We start from the raw sequence: 17,479 nt of genomic DNA on the forward strand, positions 1-17,479 counted from the left end.
ACATCATTGCCTGATAACTTAACTGTCGGTGGTTCTCTCGACCTACGCGGTACACAGATAACATCATTGCCTGATAACTTAACTGTCGGTGGTTATCTCGACCTACGCGGTACAGGAATTACAGATATTAGCAAGGTTAGTCGTAATGCGCCTACTGTCTATACATGGAGAAACAGAAAATACATTAAGGCTGATGAAGTATTCTCCGAACTGATATCACAGAAGGGCAATGTATATCGTATAAGGCAAATCGGAAGCACAAAAATCGGTTACCTAGTTACCGATGGCAATGGCAAGTGGTCGCATGGCGCAACATTGAAGGAAGCTAAAGATGATTTAATCTACAAAATCAGTAATCGTGATAAGAGCGAATATGAAAGTCTGACACTTGATTCAGAAGTAACATTCGAAGAAGCTGTCGAAATGTATCGCGTAATTACAGGTGCTTGCAGTTTCGGTACTCGCGAATTCGTTCAGAATCGGTTGGAAGAACGCAAAGAAAAATACACCATATCTGAGATTCTGAAAATCACTGCATCAGAATATGGTGGCAGCACATTCGCGTCATTCTTCAAAAAATAACCAATGACAGGGATAGCTAACTGTATGGTGTTAAGGGAACGGTAGGAAGAATACGAAAGCCCTAGTGGATGCAGTGACACACTGTGAGATTATATCAAGGTTGAGGCTTAGACAACCCACTTCCGGTTCGAATCCGGACTATCCCACAAACTTAATTTGAAGGATGAAATGAGAGCGACCTCGAAACCTATCAACAACAAGTGTACATCAGTTGAAGTTCTTGCAAGACTGGTAGGACGACAAAGCGGTTTTGATTGAAACGTTTACGCTGCTTGCGGTACGAAAGCAAATGCCGGGGAGTGGCAATATGGTCACTCCCTTATCAAAAACGAAAAGATGCAGCTATGATTTTCGATACAGGAATTAAAGGAATGGGCTATACCCCAGATGATGAAGACATCTTTGATGATGAAGATTATGACGAATCTGCCGAAGATAGAATGATGGAAAGATATTACGAAGAAAAAAATACAAATCAGATAATCAAAAACACATAATCATGGAAAATTCAAATTTAGACAATTACGAAGTTCTCTCACTTGAAGCAGAGAATGTGCAAGTAATGCAACTTGATGCTCTTGAACGAGCAAACATAGACTCACAGGTAGCAACAGCAAAACGCTATCCCAGAGATATTAGACGCTGTATCGATAATAGTATTGTTCTTGCAACAATGGACATGCCTACAGCACAGTCATGTAGTTATGCTTTACCAAGAGGCGGTAAGCCTATTACCGGCCCGTCCGTACACCTTGCTAAAATTATCGTTTCCAACTGGGGGAATATGCGTACCGAAGCAAAAGTAGTACAGATAACTGACAAGGAAGTTGTAAGTCGTGGTACCTGTTGGGATTTGGAAACAAACGTAGCATCTGCTTTTGAGGTTAGGCGAAGAATAGTAGATAAAGAAGGTAAAAGATTCTCTGATGATATGGTTACAGTTACAGGAAATGCAGCCAATGCAATAGCATACCGAAATGCTGTGTTTGCTGTTGTCCCTAAAGCTATCACAGAACGAATATACAATGCTTCACAAAAACTTATCACAGGCGACCTATCCGATAGCGATAAACTGTTAAAAAAACGCACATCCGTCCTCAATGACTTCAAAAATAATTATGGTATTACCGAAGAGGAAGTTATAAAGTTCTGCGGAAAACAAACTGTAAATCAAATTAAGTCCGATGAGATTGCTCTGCTTCTGGGAATAATCCAATCATTAAAAGATGGAGATACAACGGTGGATGAACTACGAGCAAAAAATAATCATAAAAAATCAGCCGAAGACAGAAAAGCTGATCTGAAAAAAAAGCAGGGAGAAGATAACAAACAAACTGACTTAGGGCTAAAATGAGCAGTATTTATAAAACATATAATCAGGATCAGGTCGAAGAATTGCTGTCTAATTACCTGATCGATTCATGGTCTTATTCGAGAGTATCCACATTTGTCCGTAACGAGAAAGAGTTTGAAATGCGATACCTCTACAATGAGAGAAGTAAATCATCAGCTACAACAATAGCCGGACAAGCATACCATAAGGCCCTCGAACTATACTTTACCAATCTGATGGAAGGGATAGGAACCGACATCGCCGATATGCAACAGGCAGCATTCGATCATATCAGCGACCAATCTGCCGATATATGGAAGATAAGCAAAACCCGCCCCACCATACAAGACTGCATCAATGATGCTGTAGCCATAGCTAACAAAGGAATAAGCAATTTCCTGTCCGAAGTAAAAGTCTACCTGTCACAGATCAAAAGGGTGCTGGCTGTCGAACTAAGATTAAAAGCGTGGATAACAGTTAACGGAGTAGATATTCCACTCCCCTGTTATCTAGCCATTGATGTTGTTGTAGAAACTATAGAAGATAAACGAGCTATTGTCGACCATAAGCTGCGAACGGCATTTACCGATGAAAAAGAAGTTAAGTTCACCATTGGCAAACAGGCCATCACTTATGTAAAAGGATACGAGTCCGAGTTTGAAGAAAAGATCGATGAGGTATGGTTCGTTGAGAATAAAACATCTAAGAATAAAGATGGCTCACCTCAACTTATACTCAACAAAGTAGTAATGGATGATAGCACACGCAGGCTGTACGAAGCCATCCTATATGAACCTCTACGCAGGATGATACTGGCAGTAAACGACGCCGATTATGTATATCTCATCAACGATAACGACAATTTTACTGACAAGGCAGAGATATATGAGTTTTGGGCTAAGACTATGCTTGCCGAAATAGAAGAATTTAATATTACTGAGAACAAAAAGCCATTGATCGAAAAAAGGTTGAAAAAAATCCGCGATGCTTCTCTCGCAACAGCTACTCCAAGAGTAATCAGGAATTTCAAAAAATACGCACAGGAATTTATACCATACGATTTAACCAACAAAGACATGACCAATCAGGAAAAAATAGAACACGTTTTGCGATCCTTCGGTATTATTGCCAAAGTACAACATACATTCGATGGATATTCAAGTTCATCTTACCTGCTCGAAATGAATGCAGGAACATCTATTTCCAACGTAAATAAATACCGCCTGGATATAGCTAATGCACTCAACGTACCTAATGTACGCATCCAAAAAGACTTGGTAGTTTACGAAGGAAAATCATACCTCACTATCGAGTCCGGCAAAAAAGGAACTGGAATCCTGCTATGGGACAAGTCCAAACTGAAAGATCATAAAATACCTCTCGGAGTAGATAACTTCCAGCAGACAGTCTATTGGGACTTAGACAATCATTCCACACCTCATATGCTTATATGTGGTGCAACAGGTTCGGGTAAATCTGTTTCTATCAAATCGACCGTCGAATATGCTCTCAAAGCAGGCATACACGAAATATACATGTTCGACCCTAAATATGAGTTCACCTCTTACAATTCTAATCCTAGGATATCTGTATTCAATGAAATAGAGAATATAGAGGAAGAAATGGAAAAACTTGTCGCTGAAATGGAGAAGCGGGTTAAGGAAGGCATATCAACTAAAACGCTAGTAATATTTGACGAGTTTGCCGATGCTGTTGCCAACTCAAAGAAGGGAAAAGAACTTGACATTATAGAAGAAGTACAAGTAGGCTTCTATGCCCCAAAGAAAATACAAGGAATGTTTGGAGAGGAAATATCTGACCCTATCCCTAAAATGGGAATGAAGGTCACAGGTCGCAAAAACTCACTCGAAGAAAATCTCAGAATACTTCTGCAAAAAGGACGTTCATCAGGTTTCCGTATCATAGCAGCTACCCAAAGGGCATCCACTAAGGTTATCACCGGCGATGCCAAAGTAAACTTCCCTGTACAGGTATGCTTCCGAGTGCCTAAAGATATCGACTCTATTGTAGTTATCGATGAACCCGGGGCAGAATCTCTCAATGGACGTGGTGATGGACTTATCAAATCACCAGAGTATTTAGGAGTAGTAAGATTTCAAGCATTCTATAAAGACTGACACTATGGCAAAGAAATCCGACAAAAGCAAAGAACTATTTGGTCTGGATAAGATTCCGGATCACATACTCAACAAGCGACTTCTAGTAGAACGTGGACAGCGAGAATCCTACATACAGGAACTCGAAGAAGAAAACAAGGATCTAAAGACGAGGCTCTCTAAGTACGAAAAAGTAAAATAATAACCTGCAAACTCTATGTACCAAATAACTAATAAAGATAGAGACGAATTAATCAACCTAGTTGCCATTCAGGCAGATGTCTATCGCGCATTGACTAAAGAAAGAAAGCTTACTGGCAGGGAAACCATTATTATGAGTAAGGCTTTGTATTTGGAACATAGGTTAAGCAAGCTAAAGAAGATTGATAGATAAGTAAAACAAGATGTTGCAATGAAAACCTGTGCTACTCCCAAATGCAAATCGACAGCCCTTGTTCGTGGATCCGACCTTTGCCTCCAATGTTACTCGGCAAAACTGGATCAGGAGAAAGGAACAAAAGCCAAACGGATCATGGGGCATGGAGAGGATAATATACAAGCCGAGTTCTTTTTCAATGCAGCTATACTTTTCCCGAAAATAGATAAACTGTTATATCATGCCTGTAACGAAGGTAAGCGAGATCCTAAACGGGCTAAACGCATCGGTATTAAATCGGGAGTAGCAGATGTTCATTTAGCAATAGCCAATAACCAGTATCACTCATTGTACATAGAGTTCAAAGCAGGAAAGAATACTCAGACAAACGAACAGATTGAGTTCCAAAAACAGGCCGAAGCTGCCGGAAACAAATATGCCGTGTGCTACTCAGTAGCAGAAGCAATAGAAATACTCAAAGAATATTTATTAACAACTAATTACAAATAAATTATGGAAACAAAACATTGTGGAAAGTGCGGTCAGGATAAGCCGACAAGTGAATTTTACACATCATCCAGAGCAAAGAATGGGCTACAAAGTTGGTGTAAGAAATGTATGTGCAGCAATAGAAGCGGGGGGGGGAAACGAGCCTTTAGTACGAGTTAAGCCCGAAGCATTGGCAGGAGTAAACAAACGCCCACAATCAAGCGAAAACAACCCTCTATCGAATTACACTCCTAGAGAACTAATGAGAGAATTACACAGCAGGGGATACGAAGGGGTGCTGACCTATACAGCCAAGATCAATATCTCTCAGATGTGAGACTACAAATAAACAGATTTATTCACTAATTAAAATATTTCAATTATGCACAATTGGTTTTTATCAAAAGTTCAGTACGAAAAGACACTGGAGAGCGGTATGCAGAAGAAAGTGACCGAACCTTACCTTGTCGATGCGCTTTCATTCACAGAAGCAGAGGCTAGAACGATTGAAGAAATTAAGCCGTATGTATCCGGCGAATTCACTATCGCAGATATCAGTCGTTACCCTCTCAATGAATTATTCTTCAATGAAAATGGAGATAGATTCTACAAAGCAGTTATAGCCTTCATCACTTTGGACGAAAGAAGCGGTTCGGAGAAAAAGACTAAAGTAAATATGCTAGCTCAGGCTTCCGACCTGCAAAATGCAAAAGATATTATAGTCAAAGGAATGGAAGGAACATTAGCAGACTATGAAATAATTGAAGTCAAAGAAACACCGATAATGGATGTATTTCCATATTCGGAAGATAGTATAAAGAAAATAATAATATAAAAAAATGTAATTATGGCAACAATAAATATAAATGCACGGATAGATGTAGATGATGTTCTGAATGAACTTACAGACAAACAATTAATAGATGAGGTTAAAGAAAGGGAGATTGAGGATCAGCTAGACATTGATCCAGACGATATCGAAATGACAAATGAAGATGTGATTGACTATCTCTCACAACTCCCCTCTTACAAGCTAAAAGATCTGTTTTGCGATATGGCTGGCGTAAACCATCATACCCCCAAAGACGAATTAATGAAACTGCTCTCAGAAAAAATATAGGCTATGCGAGACAACGTAAAATTTAAAGTATCGAAAAGCGAGCTGCTAAAACAACTGGTCAGGGTATCGAGGTCTGTCAGGGACAAGGCATCCCTGCCGATATATACCTATATACTCTTCGAAGTATCGGAAAGCAACCTGAGGCTTACGGGAACGGATACCAATATACAGATAGAATCGGCACTCGACATACTGGGAACATCGAAGCAGATGTCATTCTGTGCAGACAAGACCATAATAGACATCTTGAAAACCCTGCCCGACCAGCCGCTGGAGATAGAAGCCACAAAAGAAACATTGCCGGATGCCAAATTTATCCGCGTCGATGTGAATATTATCCACTCATCGGGCAATATAGTACTCAACGGCGAGGATTCCGAATTTTTCACCAAAATGAAAGATATCACAGGCGATGGATTCGCGATAAAGGCAAAGAACCTGAAAAACGGACTGGATAAGACACGTAAGTTCGCGCTGAACGACATACAAAGGCCGGTGGCCTCATCCGTATTCTTCGATGTGAGTGATAGCAGCCTCACATTTGCATCATCGAACAACAAGATAGCCGCCAAACTCGAAGATTATACCGTAAAGGGCGTAGACGTAGAAAGCTTTATACTCGATATCAACTCGGCAAATGTATTATCATCGGTGTTGAACGATTTTAATGACGAGCCTGTAAAGGTATCAGCCAATAAGAACAATGCCTATTTCGAAGTATCGGGATTGAAGTTTACTTCGCGACTGGTAGAAGGGCAATACCATAACTACAGGAGAGTATTTCAAGACAGCTTACCTATCAACCTTAAATCGGATTCCAAATATTTATCCAATGTCATAAACAGGTTATTGAAAGCATCCGACAAAACGAACGAGACGATCAGGCTTGAATCCGGATTGATGGAAACACACCTTTCGTCAAGAGATATCCCCCTGAATAAATCGGCAGAGGAATCAATCGAATGCGAATGCAACGGCGAAATAACCATTGGTCTAAAAGGCGGGCAGCTGATAGATATGCTGAGCGTGATAGACGGGAATGCCGTGTTGTCATTCTCAGAGCCGGATAAGCCTGTACAACTGGAGCCGGAGACACAGGGTGAAGAAACAAAGCTTACCCTTTTGGTAATGCCGATGCAAATAGTTTAAGAAGTATGGGTATGATCAATATTCCCAGAGTTATGAATGTATTATCAGTTTGCGATGGCATGTCGTGCGGGCAGATCGCACTAAGGGAGTTGGGTATAAAGGTGGATAATTATTACGCCTCCGAAATAGACAAGTTTGCAATAAAGCAGACTAAACATAATTTCCCGGATACGGTACAACTCGGGGATATGGTCTTCCTGCGATATGCAATGACATGGAAAAAGGATACAGTAAAGAAAATGTATAATTCAGAATATGTCAGCCTTGAGAAAAAGCAGAACTTCTTTAAGTTGAGGAGTATGGAATGGCATAAGATAAATCTGGTTATCGGCGGAACGCCCTGCCAGGGATTTAGTTTTGCAGGCAAGCAGCTTGCTTTCAGCGATCCGCGGTCAAAGCTTTTTTTCGACTTTATAAAAATACTGGATCACATAAAGAAGCTGAACCCGGACGTCAAATTCCTTTTGGAAAATGTAAACATGAAAAAGGAGTTCCTAAATGTGATATCTGAATATTGCGGGGTATATCCCGTGAGGATAAACAGCCGCCTGGTATCGGCACAGAACAGAGACCGCTATTATTGGACGAATATAAAGACGCGTACGGAAGGCATCTTTTATCAAGAAGTATATGCAGATATACCGCAACCGAAAGATGAGGGTCTTTTGTTAAGAGATATTTTGGAAGATGATGTGGATGAGAAGTATTACATCAGAAATCCAAAAATAGGATTTAAGGGAATGAATATCAACTACAAAAGTAACACATTGCGCACAGGGGGGGCAAAATCGCAATCGGATAAGCATAATTGCGATTTTATCAAAATAGACAAAAACGGCAATCCGAAAGCGAATCAGGAAAAAGCATCTTGTTTTACAGCCGGTGCGCATTCGGGCGGTAATCACTCAGATATGGATTTTATATGTGTTGCTATGCGAGGAAGAAATCCTGACAATCCTACAAGCAGGATAGCAGGACTACCAACAGAACAACGGCTAGAAGCTAATATGTCAGGAAAAACAAACTGCTTAACATCTGTTTCTAAGGATAATCTAGTAATGCAGTTAGGTAGAGGAAAAAATAAAGGAGGATACCATAAAGAAAAAACTCCTACTCTATCAGCAAATAGTTGGGAACAGAATAATCTAGTCATTCAGCTAAACAATTCTACTGAAAGCGGAGGTAAGCAACCTTATCAGCACAACAGGATATATAGCGATGAGGGGAAAATGATTTGCCTCGATACGGGTAAGAGGAAGAATGTATATACAAATCACCGTATTCGCCGCCTGACGCCCAAAGAAGCATCGAGACTGCAAACCATACCGGATTGGTATGAATGGGTAGTTTCGGACACACAAATATATAAGATGTGTGGTAACGGATGGACGGTAAAGGTAATAATGTGGATATTGGGATTTTTAAATAAATAGAAGAATATGAAAATACTAAATACGTTATCAGGGGGCAAAGATAGCCTCGCCTCAACTCTATGGTTATTAAACAATGGATATAAGAAATTTACAACTGTGTTTTGTGATACCAAATGGGAGAGCGAAATAACATACAAGCATATAGACAATGTGGTAAAACAATTGGGGCTTGACTTTCGCGTACTTAAATCAAAGAAGTATGACGGGCTTATAGACCTTAGTAGAAGGAAAACTCGTTTTCCTTCTACTACACGCCGTTTTTGCACATCCGAGCTAAAAAATATACCTATGATAGATTATATACTGGATGAAGTGAGGGACCACATTCTTGTCATTCAGGGTATAAGGGCGGGCGAAAGCGAAAGCCGCTCTAAGATGTCACAGCAGTGCAATTATTTTAAATATTACCTTGAACCAATTGAAACAAATTTTGCCCTTCTTCCAAAGTTGAAAGCAAAATTATCTACAAATCTATCAGAGGATAAAAGAGAGAAATTGCTTAAAAGAATCGATAAAATTGAAGATCGGTTATCAAAAGGAAAGCTTGACCCCCAATATCACACCTACAGGAGAAAAGAGGTATTGGAATATTGTAAGAAATATTCAACGGATGTGTTGCGTCCTGTTTTCGACTGGACGGGGCAGCAGGTGATCAATTATATACTTGACAATGATTTAGAACCTAATCCTCTTTACAGGATGGGGCTGTCGCGAGTGGGTTGCTTTCCTTGCATCAACTGCAATTTGATGGAAATCCATCAAATTTCTCAACGATTCCCGGAGAGGATATATGAAATAGAGAAAGCTGAAATGGAAATAGGCAGCACATTTTTCCCATACGATAAGATATCGAACAAATACTGCAAGCAGCCAGGCATAAGGGATATAGTTGCTTATGTGAAGTCAAAATATGACTCGGGAGATATATTTGAGGAGTTGACGGATGATTATACAAGTTGTATGAGCTATTACGGCTTGTGCGAATGATATAATAAATAAAAAAACAATGGCAAAAACCGGACTAATATATTACAATGTCGATACCAACAGATATCAAGACAGACGTATAAAACGCCTGAAGAAAGACTTCAAGTGTGATGGTATTGCCGTTTACGATTACATACTATGCGAGATATACAGAGTAGAAGGATGTTTCCTTGTGTGGGATGAAGATACTGCCTTTGACGTGTCCGAATACTTTGGTCTTAAAGAAAATACAGTTAATGAGATAGTGAAATACTGCGGTGCTGTGGGGTTATTCGATAAAGCACTGCTCTCTCGCGGGATTATCACATCATTATCTATTCAAAGACGATATCTCGAAATGTGCAAACGTGCCAAAAGAGCAAATGCCGAAATACCCGAAGATATCTGCATTCAGGAAGAACAGGAGAAAACTCCGGAAGAAATACAAAAACTTCCCGAAGTTTTACCGAATACTCCCGAAGATATACCACAAAGTAAAGTAAAGAAAAGTAAAGTAAATATCTATCTCTCTAGCGCGCGTGAGAATCGGCTTGTTTTTGAATCTCTTCTTCCGTTAATGGAAGAATTACTTAACGATCAATCTTGCATCGAATATTTTCAGCGTACCGCAGGCGCGCCATATCCCGACAATGATACTATTTCAGATAAAGTCAAAGAGTTTTTTGTGAAGCTGACTGTTGATGGCGAAGACACGAAAGAGCGCAAAGATGCTATCTATCATTTCAAAAGTTGGTATCGGCAGCAGGCAGAAGTAGAGAGAACACAAAATCAGAAAGGAGGTAAAAATGGAACAGAGACAAGGGCTGCTCACAATGGAGCAAACAATAAACCTGCAAAAGAGACATCTAGAGACTATACAAAAAGGTTCTGAGTTTGATTTAACTATTCCGGAAGTATGCGAAAGTCATGCACAGTTTGTAAAACGTATCGGCGACAATTACATGAGCCGGGAGTTCAGGGGATTCGATGTCGATGATTATAACAGGAAGCTGCTAACCTTCATGCTGTATTACTTCAACAATTGCAAGTTAGCCGAAAATGTTTTCGAGGGCGAAGATTATAAGATTCACAAAAACATTATGCTGATAGGCGAACCGGGTACCGGAAAAACAATCATCATGCAGATATTTTCCGACTATCTGAGACTGACCAGAAACCCGAATTTTTATCATAACCTGTCTGTTACGCAAATGATGAATTATTATAAAATCAACGGACACATAGACAGGTTCACATATAACGAGAACGGAAAAAACAGCCTCGAGGGTAATCCTTTTCATGTCTGCCTGAATGATATCGGATTGGAAACAGAGAAGCAAAAAAGCTATGGCACCACGCTCGAAACGGTAATAGACGAATTTCTATTCGCCCGGTACGAAATATATCAGCAAACATTTATGAAGTATCACATGACTTCAAACCTTACTGTCGATGAATTTCAGAAACGATTCGATGATAGGTTGGTAGATAGATTCAAAGGGTTTAATGTCATCGCTATGACTGGCGAATCAAGAAGAAAGTAAATGGCAAAAATAGGATTGATAGATGTAGATGGGCATAATTTCCCTAACCTGGCTTTGATGAAAATAGCTTCATTCCATAAGCAGCAAGGGGATCATGTTGAATGGTGTAACTTCCTTGAGAGATATGATAAGGTTTATAAATCAAAGGTTTTTACATTTTCACAAGATGAAACTACTTGTATTCAGGCTGACGAAATTATTTCAGGTGGTACAGGATATAACAAATACGATGAACTGTTTTGTGATTCTGTGGATCTGGATTATTCAATCTATCCAAAATTCAAAGAATCCTATGGTTTTCTTACTCGCGGTTGTATTCGTAAATGCTCTTGGTGTGTAGTCCCCAAAAAAGAGGGATGGATAAAGCCCTATCGTGATATAGAGGAAATTCTACAGGGTCGGAAAAAGGCTGTCTTAATGGATAACAATATACTAGCCTCCGATTATGGATTAGAGCAAATCGAAAAAATAATAAAGTTAAAATGTAGAGTAGACTTTAATCAGGGATTAGATAGCCGATTAGTAACGGACGATATAGCTAAAATGTTATCTAGTGTCAAATGGATTAACAGTATCCGCTTTGCCTGTGATACTATATCGGCCGTTGATCCTCTCATTAAGGCTATAGAGAAACTGAATAAACACGGACTTAAAAACTACAAAATATTTGTATATGTGTTAGTTAAGGATATTAACGACGCTTATACTAGAGTCCTAAAATTAAAAGAGCTAGGCGTTTCTCCTTTTGCTCAACCCTATAGAGATTTTGAGAATAATATACAACCTACTCAAATTCAGAAAGATTTTGCTAGGTGGGTAAATCATAAAGCAATATTTAAAAGTATTGATTGGGAAGATTACAGGAAATAACCATATGAAAACATTCGCAGTAAAACGAGAAATAAACGGGAAGCTCTTTCTTAAGGACGAAGACAGGATTACCGCCGACACATGGGACGAAGCAATAGCGAAGCTTATACGGGGTACTTTATCCGGTCGCTATGATGATAGCTGTGTGCTGGATGGAATAATAGTTTACGAAGAAGAGATTTCAAATGATGATATGCTAGATATAATGATTAATAATAATTTAACCGAAAAAGTATGAAAGAACTAGAATTAAAAGATATCGCAGGCTATTTGCCGTATGGATTGAAAGTGAATAGTAAAGATGATAACGATATTGGAACTATTACTGGAATAGATTTATCAAATATAATAAAGGTCAAGTATAGAGAATTAACTTTCTCTGAAACGATATTTGATATCAAACCTATCCTCCGCCCAATGTCCGACCTATACAAACCCAGTCTACCTGATGGGAAGATTCCTATAGTGGAGTTATTCGAAATGTATGAAACGAGAGAGTTTGATACAGATAAGAAATATTCAGTAGTATTCAACGCTCCCATAATTAGCTGCGAATGGGAAGTATATGATACCATAAAAAAAGAAGAGGGAGTCCTAAGGTTTTTAAGAAAAACATCTAACATGGGTGATTTGGTTTGTTCATTTAGATATGATCCCGAACTAAGAAGATTTAGTATGCATGACGATACTAATAGAAAACCTTTAGGGATTGCCTATCAGATAGATTTATTCAACTACCTGTTTGAGAACCATTTCGACATTTACGGACTAATAGAACAAGGTTTAGCAATTGATATAAATACAGTAAAAATATGAAAGGAATATGTTTTATAGAACCGTTACACGAAAAGACGGTGAAAGGAATAAAAACACAGACGAGACGGATAATGCTCATTGATGATTGTTCTAAATACCATAAAAACTATGGTGGTGCAGATTGGAAAGAGTCACCAATGGACATTATTTTTCAAGACGAAGGGGCTTATTGTTCGCTTTGTGGTAATGGTGTGACCCATAAGAATAATTACAACGGTATTCCTCCAAAATATAAAGTTGGGGAAGTACTGTATCTGAAAGAACCATATATCGATGATAGCGATATGTTTTTTACGGTTTTCCCTGTGCATGAAACTCTAACATTCAAAGGAGGCACAATATTGTATCAGTACGGGAATGATACAAGTATTTTAGATTCTGTATATGGAGATTTAGTAACATGGCAAAACAAACTCTTTATGCCTGCTTCTGCTGCCCGTAACTTCATTAAGATAACAGGTGTAAGAGTCGAAAAGCTACAGGATATAACCGAAGAAGATTGCATAAAGGAGGGTATCGAAGTTAGTAAATATGATAATCGCCATTACGTAAATGACGTATGGAGAAAGAGTAAATTAGATGGGATTTGGGAGAAAACAAGGACACTGTATGATAACCCTCGGGCGGCTTACGCAGCTCTCATTGATAAGATAAACGGCAAAGGCACTTGGGAAAGTAACCCTTTCGTATGGGTATATGATTATGAATTAACGGATGAGATATGAAAGACTTCAAAGGGACAAGATGTAAAGACGGATCATTTAAATGGAATCGATCAGGTATGGGGTTTCAGGTACTAACAGCTGATTCTTATTATTCTGTATGTGAATCGAAAGGAAAACACGGAATGGAGGAGCAGATAGCTAATGCGCAATTGATAGCTACGGCCCCCGAATTATTAACAGAGCTTCAAGATGCCGTAGCTCTACTAGATAGTGCTTACAGAAGTTTCGTTAATGATGATCTGGAAGGACTGTATAATACATTAGCGAATGCTACGAGTAGAACCACATTTAGAGAAACAATAGCTAAAGCATTGGGAAAGGCATATGAAAAAGAAAAGTAATCGTGTGATACTTAATAGAATAAAGAGAGAAAAGATTATGATTAAGAGAACTGTTATAAGAGTAAAGAAAGTGAAACTACCACGGAAGAGGAAAAAGGCTTGTATAAAAGCTATTGGTAAAGTTCAATATCTAGGAATTATCTATGTAAATGAATTGAGCTTCGAAGATAATTGGGACAAAATGGATAGGAAGTTTCCAAAGTCTTATTATCCTTACAATTCATATATGAGAGGTCGAGTAAAAGAATATTGGTAATATTTCTTACCTTTGATTTTATAAAGAAAGTTAAATAGATACAGCATATCTCATGTGAAACACTGTTGTCTCATATTTTTATAATACAATGATAATCAACAAAATATATTATCCCTCTCTCTCCGCAAACAAGGCTGAAAATCAGCAAGTTGAAAAATAAACACCCGATTTTACACCCAAGAATGTAAAGTTGGGTGTTTTTGTTTTGCTTCCTTGTGAGGCATCTTCCTATTCACTTCACCCAACATTTTCCTAAAAAAGGGAGATTAATTTATTAGGAGTGGTCGGAAGAAAATTCTTCCGACTATTTTTTTGTATAATCATTTGATTTCAAGTTAATTATATTTGTTTCTATCCCTTTATTTTATTATCTTTAGGTATTGTAAATCAAACAATTATGTCAATATTTAAAGATCATAAAATAGGTATAAATCAACTCTTAGGGGTTATCCCCGAAGCCCTACTGAGTCATTTATCAGAGCATACCAAAGTTGATTATTATTCGAAAGTGCTTCATGGCAAAAAATTATTTTATCTACTGATGTATGGCATATTGGAGAATGACAGGTTAAGCCAACGTACACTGGAAGATACCTTTAATGATCCTGTCTTTAAGATGTTATTCAAGTTGGAGCAATCTGAAAGCGTTCGTAGAAGCTCCATATCAGAAAGGTTATCCAAAATTGATTCGGATTATTTCAAGCAAATTTATGAATGTGTTTATGAGCAGTTCTCTCAGGTATACTCGCATACAGAAAAACAAAAATATAATCTAATCCGTGTTGACAGTTCGATGGTAAGTGAGGCATGTAGTAAATTGCAGGAAGAAGGAATTGATCATAAAAATGGCAAAAAGTCTGTAAAGTATAGCATTGGCTTTGATGGTATCTTGCCTTGTGAAGCTAAAATCTACACAACATCAAAATATGCCAATGAAGATACTGCTTTACCAGAGGTTGTTAGAAGCCATATAAAACAAGAGGATGGCCATCTAAATATTTATGTAATTGATCGTGGGCTCCAATCTGCCAGAACAATGAAAAACTTTTCCAAAGATTCTGTTTCTTTTATTATACGGGCTAAAGAAAACCGTAAATGTGTAGAATTGGAATCCTTTATAAAAGAAGATACTACAACAGACTTAGGCAGCCTGACTCTTGTCAAAGATTCTAAAGTTTATTTGTATACAGGGGTTCCCTTGATTACTAAAAAAGGAACAAAAAGATGGAAAGAAGAACTTGTTGAGGTTCCATTTCGCCTAATTGTAGCCGACAGTAAAGCAGAACCGGATAAACAATTTTGGTTTATTACCAATGAGTTTGATTTGGATGCACAAGAAATCACAGATGCTTATAGGCACAGATGGGATATTGAAGTATTCTTCCGGTTTATTAAGCAGGAGTTAAATGCAAGTCACTTACTTTCATTGAATAAGAATGGTATTGAAGTGATTCTGTATATGACATTGATCGTGGCTATGTTTATCTTGATATACAAACACGCCAATGATATTGGATATAAAACGGCAAAACGAAGGTTTGCGATGGAAATGAGGAACCTGGTCATATCAATGATCGTTATAGAATGTGGGGGAGATCCTTCGATTTTCTTTAAAACATAGAAACAAAAAGTGATCGGAATTTCTTCCGACCACTCGTGATTAATTTATCTCCCATCATTATTTTTTCGGAAAAGCTCTTTTATTATTTTATTCGAAATTAACATCGACAGCTAACAACTGACCTGATTTAGGATTAGTAGATACCCTATATGATACAAGTTTGCCTTCTGAATTGAATAGATTTAATCCTTTAGCAGAATTAGAATGAAAAAATACATTGTTCGGTTTTCTTTCAATAAAGCCACAATACTTTCCAAATTTATCCTTTATAATCTTTACGATTTTTCCTTTGTATCTAAAATTAACATCATCAACTAAGTCAGTAACATGTTGATTGTTTTTCCTTACTCTCTTCAACAGCAATAATGTGAAGTCTTTATTATCTTTAATTCCATGAGGGCTTTTGTGAAGTTCTTTCTCCCAATGCTCTCTAGTTTTATCAAATATATCAATTGATTCAACAAACTTAGCTAATGTTTTGTCATCGCTTTTAAGCACATTTAGAATCAATGTAGAATGTTCATCAACCATTTGCTCCGAGTTAATATTAGGACTTTTTCCCGCAATTAATTCTCTAAAAATCATCATTAAATGGTATTTATAAGTATAGTGTTTTGGCTTATCTAACTTATTCTTTCTAAATAACTTCTCGAGTTTGTAAAATGTCAAACAAGAGGCAAAATAAGGGAGTTTGCTTTGGTAATCCTTAAACAGTATATTAGAGTAAGTATCAAGCAATTTAGATTCATGCCTATGTGATAAATGTGGCTCGTTAATAAACATTGATACAAATGAATGTACTATGATTCTAAAGTTCAATTTTTGATATTGTGTTATTGACGGATTATGGTCATATTGTTTGGATCTTCTTTCGTAATAGAATCTTTCATACTCAGGAGATAGTGCATTAATAACATCTTCAAGCTCTTTGTGGAATTTTTTTGTAGTCTCAAAGGCTTCATCCAGCACTATGTTTTGTCTATTAGTACCCCTAACTACCTGATTTGTAATTTCAATATCTTGAGTTGAAATCAACTTAATTACTAGTGGAACGGTATTGCTTTCTTCTACATTAAAGATAACATGACTTGTTTGACAACCATTCACTATCTGGGGATTTTTTATGGTAATCTGCCTATTGCTGGGGGTATATTTTTCGCAAACAATGGTAATGCCATTGTTCAATAAAGCAAACTTTTCAGGCTCTTCTTTTATGGTTCTACCTATTTCAGTATTTATATTGTTATCCCCTTGAAAATCACGGACATTATCATCAAATAGCGATTTTCGGATAATACCTTCATCTGTTGATAATAACTTCTTTAATTCACTTGCATAGCATAACAGCATGCATGAATTATCAACTTTATCTACAGAAGTTAATGGCATGGTATCAATAGAGTTTAAGACAACCTCAAAATTATTTTCATTAGAATCAATTATCCCTTTGAATCCATCAATGTCGATGAAATGTATTACAGGTTCTTTATATGTGTTTAAGCTATTGACATCATCTTTAAATTGTTCCGCAAGAGCTAATTGATGCTTGCTGTTATGCCACTTGCCCATAGCGACATAGTATAAGCGTACATTAGGATTATCTTCCCATTTATACACGGCTTCTTCACTTATTAAAAAGTCCCACTACTGTCCACTAAAAAAAAATGGACGATTAAAAATTAAATAAATTTGGTTCACTTGAACCGCTTCGTTCTTTGACATTTTTGAAATTAGTTTTGTT

At 37.7% G+C, this 17,479-nt stretch carries 21 protein-coding genes; 20 read left to right on the forward strand and 1 reads right to left on the reverse strand.

The genetic code is table 11. The features are described from left to right. The 20 genes from D0T57_RS15675 to D0T57_RS02710 all read left to right on the forward strand — a co-directional run. A partial coding sequence (locus D0T57_RS15675) for a hypothetical protein (RefSeq protein ID WP_221412275.1) occupies positions 1–582 on the forward strand: 582 nt, incomplete at its 5' end. 254 nt (positions 583–836) lie between these two features. Continuing rightward, entirely contained in the window at positions 837–1,079 is a 243-nt protein-coding gene (locus D0T57_RS02620) for a hypothetical protein (RefSeq protein WP_163270579.1), read from the forward strand. A gap of 2 nt (positions 1,080–1,081) precedes the next feature. Then, the gene (locus D0T57_RS02625; protein ID WP_163270581.1) at positions 1,082–1,936 is read left to right on the forward strand and encodes a hypothetical protein; all 855 of its coding nucleotides are present in this window, start codon (positions 1,082–1,084) and stop codon (positions 1,934–1,936) included. Beyond that, entirely contained in the window at positions 1,933–4,053 is a 2,121-nt protein-coding gene (locus D0T57_RS02630) for a DNA translocase FtsK (RefSeq protein WP_163270590.1), read from the forward strand. Before D0T57_RS02625 ends, D0T57_RS02630 begins: the two co-directional genes overlap by 4 nt. Before the next feature lie 4 nt (positions 4,054–4,057). Then, positions 4,058–4,234, forward strand: a complete 177-nt coding sequence (locus tag D0T57_RS02635) for a hypothetical protein (protein ID WP_163270592.1) — start codon at positions 4,058–4,060, stop codon at positions 4,232–4,234. A gap of 210 nt (positions 4,235–4,444) precedes the next feature. Then, positions 4,445–4,918, forward strand: a complete 474-nt coding sequence (locus D0T57_RS02640) for a VRR-NUC domain-containing protein (protein WP_163270594.1) — start codon at positions 4,445–4,447, stop codon at positions 4,916–4,918. 79 nt (positions 4,919–4,997) lie between these two features. Then, a complete protein-coding gene (locus tag D0T57_RS02645; protein WP_163270596.1) occupies positions 4,998–5,234 on the forward strand; it encodes a hypothetical protein in 237 nt (78 codons plus the stop codon). A gap of 45 nt (positions 5,235–5,279) precedes the next feature. Further along, positions 5,280–5,732, forward strand: coding sequence for a DUF4494 domain-containing protein (locus D0T57_RS02650; protein WP_163270598.1), 453 nt, complete (start codon positions 5,280–5,282; stop codon positions 5,730–5,732). A gap of 12 nt (positions 5,733–5,744) precedes the next feature. Beyond that, positions 5,745–6,017, forward strand: a complete 273-nt coding sequence (locus D0T57_RS02655) for a hypothetical protein (protein ID WP_163270600.1) — start codon at positions 5,745–5,747, stop codon at positions 6,015–6,017. A 3-nt stretch (positions 6,018–6,020) separates the two neighbouring features. After that, positions 6,021–7,166 (forward strand): DNA polymerase III subunit beta, encoded by a 1,146-nt coding sequence (locus tag D0T57_RS02660; protein WP_163270602.1) that lies wholly within the window; start codon positions 6,021–6,023, stop codon positions 7,164–7,166. Between the two features lie 32 nt (positions 7,167–7,198). Beyond that, positions 7,199–8,599, forward strand: a complete 1,401-nt coding sequence (dcm, locus tag D0T57_RS02665) for a DNA (cytosine-5-)-methyltransferase (protein ID WP_163270604.1) — start codon at positions 7,199–7,201, stop codon at positions 8,597–8,599. A 6-nt stretch (positions 8,600–8,605) separates the two neighbouring features. Then, complete coding sequence (locus tag D0T57_RS02670) at positions 8,606–9,586, forward strand: phosphoadenosine phosphosulfate reductase family protein (protein WP_163270606.1); 981 nt, start codon at positions 8,606–8,608, stop codon at positions 9,584–9,586. 19 nt (positions 9,587–9,605) lie between these two features. After that, a complete protein-coding gene (locus tag D0T57_RS02675; protein WP_163270608.1) occupies positions 9,606–10,457 on the forward strand; it encodes a DUF4373 domain-containing protein in 852 nt (283 codons plus the stop codon). Then, positions 10,372–11,109: an ATP-binding protein gene (locus D0T57_RS02680; protein ID WP_255490465.1), complete on the forward strand. Its 738-nt coding sequence runs from the start codon at positions 10,372–10,374 to the stop codon at positions 11,107–11,109. Before D0T57_RS02675 ends, D0T57_RS02680 begins: the two co-directional genes overlap by 86 nt. Beyond that, complete coding sequence (locus D0T57_RS02685) at positions 11,110–11,979, forward strand: radical SAM protein (protein ID WP_163270610.1); 870 nt, start codon at positions 11,110–11,112, stop codon at positions 11,977–11,979. A gap of 4 nt (positions 11,980–11,983) precedes the next feature. Then, positions 11,984–12,217 carry a hypothetical protein gene (locus D0T57_RS02690; protein ID WP_163270612.1) on the forward strand — a complete coding sequence of 78 codons (234 nt, stop codon included), beginning with the start codon at positions 11,984–11,986 and terminating at the stop codon, positions 12,215–12,217. Further along, on the forward strand, positions 12,214–12,795 hold the full coding sequence (locus tag D0T57_RS02695) for a hypothetical protein (RefSeq protein ID WP_163270614.1): 582 nt from the start codon (positions 12,214–12,216) through the stop codon (positions 12,793–12,795). The genes D0T57_RS02690 and D0T57_RS02695 overlap by 4 nt, the downstream gene beginning before the upstream one ends. Then, entirely contained in the window at positions 12,792–13,520 is a 729-nt protein-coding gene (locus D0T57_RS02700; protein ID WP_163270616.1) for a hypothetical protein, read from the forward strand. Before D0T57_RS02695 ends, D0T57_RS02700 begins: the two co-directional genes overlap by 4 nt. Then, on the forward strand, positions 13,517–13,861 hold the full coding sequence (locus tag D0T57_RS02705; RefSeq protein ID WP_163270618.1) for a hypothetical protein: 345 nt from the start codon (positions 13,517–13,519) through the stop codon (positions 13,859–13,861). The genes D0T57_RS02700 and D0T57_RS02705 overlap by 4 nt, the downstream gene beginning before the upstream one ends. Positions 13,862–14,514: 653 nt before the next feature. Next, positions 14,515–15,738 (forward strand): IS4 family transposase, encoded by a 1,224-nt coding sequence (locus D0T57_RS02710; RefSeq protein WP_163270620.1) that lies wholly within the window; start codon positions 14,515–14,517, stop codon positions 15,736–15,738. A gap of 87 nt (positions 15,739–15,825) precedes the next feature. On the opposite strand, the gene D0T57_RS02715 is transcribed toward D0T57_RS02710, so the two are convergent. After that, a complete protein-coding gene (locus D0T57_RS02715) occupies positions 15,826–17,307 on the reverse strand; it encodes an AIPR family protein (protein ID WP_221412276.1) in 1,482 nt (493 codons plus the stop codon). Positions 17,308–17,479: the final 172 nt, after the last annotated feature.

The organism is Dysgonomonas sp. 511 (assembly GCF_010501105.1).
GTDB lineage: Bacteria > Bacteroidota > Bacteroidia > Bacteroidales > Dysgonomonadaceae > Dysgonomonas.

Excerpts from the sequence above, each read along its gene's own strand:
- D0T57_RS02700 (WP_163270616.1), top strand. The coding sequence starts at position 12,792 with ATGAAAGGAATATGTTTTATAGAACCGTTACACGAAAAGACGGTGAAA.
- D0T57_RS02705 (WP_163270618.1), top strand. The coding sequence starts at position 13,517 with ATGAAAGACTTCAAAGGGACAAGATGTAAAGACGGATCATTTAAATGG.
- D0T57_RS02640 (WP_163270594.1), top strand. The coding sequence starts at position 4,445 with ATGAAAACCTGTGCTACTCCCAAATGCAAATCGACAGCCCTTGTTCGT.
- D0T57_RS02715 (WP_221412276.1), bottom strand. The coding sequence starts at position 17,307 with ATGGGCAAGTGGCATAACAGCAAGCATCAATTAGCTCTTGCGGAACAA.
- D0T57_RS02710 (WP_163270620.1), top strand. The coding sequence starts at position 14,515 with ATGTCAATATTTAAAGATCATAAAATAGGTATAAATCAACTCTTAGGG.
- D0T57_RS02675 (WP_163270608.1), top strand. The coding sequence starts at position 9,606 with ATGGCAAAAACCGGACTAATATATTACAATGTCGATACCAACAGATAT.
- D0T57_RS02670 (WP_163270606.1), top strand. The coding sequence starts at position 8,606 with ATGAAAATACTAAATACGTTATCAGGGGGCAAAGATAGCCTCGCCTCA.
- D0T57_RS02660 (WP_163270602.1), top strand. The coding sequence starts at position 6,021 with ATGCGAGACAACGTAAAATTTAAAGTATCGAAAAGCGAGCTGCTAAAA.
- D0T57_RS02645 (WP_163270596.1), top strand. The coding sequence starts at position 4,998 with ATGGGCTACAAAGTTGGTGTAAGAAATGTATGTGCAGCAATAGAAGCG.
- D0T57_RS02630 (WP_163270590.1), top strand. The coding sequence starts at position 1,933 with ATGAGCAGTATTTATAAAACATATAATCAGGATCAGGTCGAAGAATTG.
- D0T57_RS02650 (WP_163270598.1), top strand. The coding sequence starts at position 5,280 with ATGCACAATTGGTTTTTATCAAAAGTTCAGTACGAAAAGACACTGGAG.
- D0T57_RS02625 (WP_163270581.1), top strand. The coding sequence starts at position 1,082 with ATGGAAAATTCAAATTTAGACAATTACGAAGTTCTCTCACTTGAAGCA.
- dcm (WP_163270604.1), top strand. The coding sequence starts at position 7,199 with ATGAATGTATTATCAGTTTGCGATGGCATGTCGTGCGGGCAGATCGCA.
- D0T57_RS02685 (WP_163270610.1), top strand. The coding sequence starts at position 11,110 with ATGGCAAAAATAGGATTGATAGATGTAGATGGGCATAATTTCCCTAAC.
- D0T57_RS02680 (WP_255490465.1), top strand. The coding sequence starts at position 10,372 with ATGGAACAGAGACAAGGGCTGCTCACAATGGAGCAAACAATAAACCTG.
- D0T57_RS02690 (WP_163270612.1), top strand. The coding sequence starts at position 11,984 with ATGAAAACATTCGCAGTAAAACGAGAAATAAACGGGAAGCTCTTTCTT.
- D0T57_RS02635 (WP_163270592.1), top strand. The coding sequence starts at position 4,058 with ATGGCAAAGAAATCCGACAAAAGCAAAGAACTATTTGGTCTGGATAAG.
- D0T57_RS02655 (WP_163270600.1), top strand. The coding sequence starts at position 5,745 with ATGGCAACAATAAATATAAATGCACGGATAGATGTAGATGATGTTCTG.
- D0T57_RS02695 (WP_163270614.1), top strand. The coding sequence starts at position 12,214 with ATGAAAGAACTAGAATTAAAAGATATCGCAGGCTATTTGCCGTATGGA.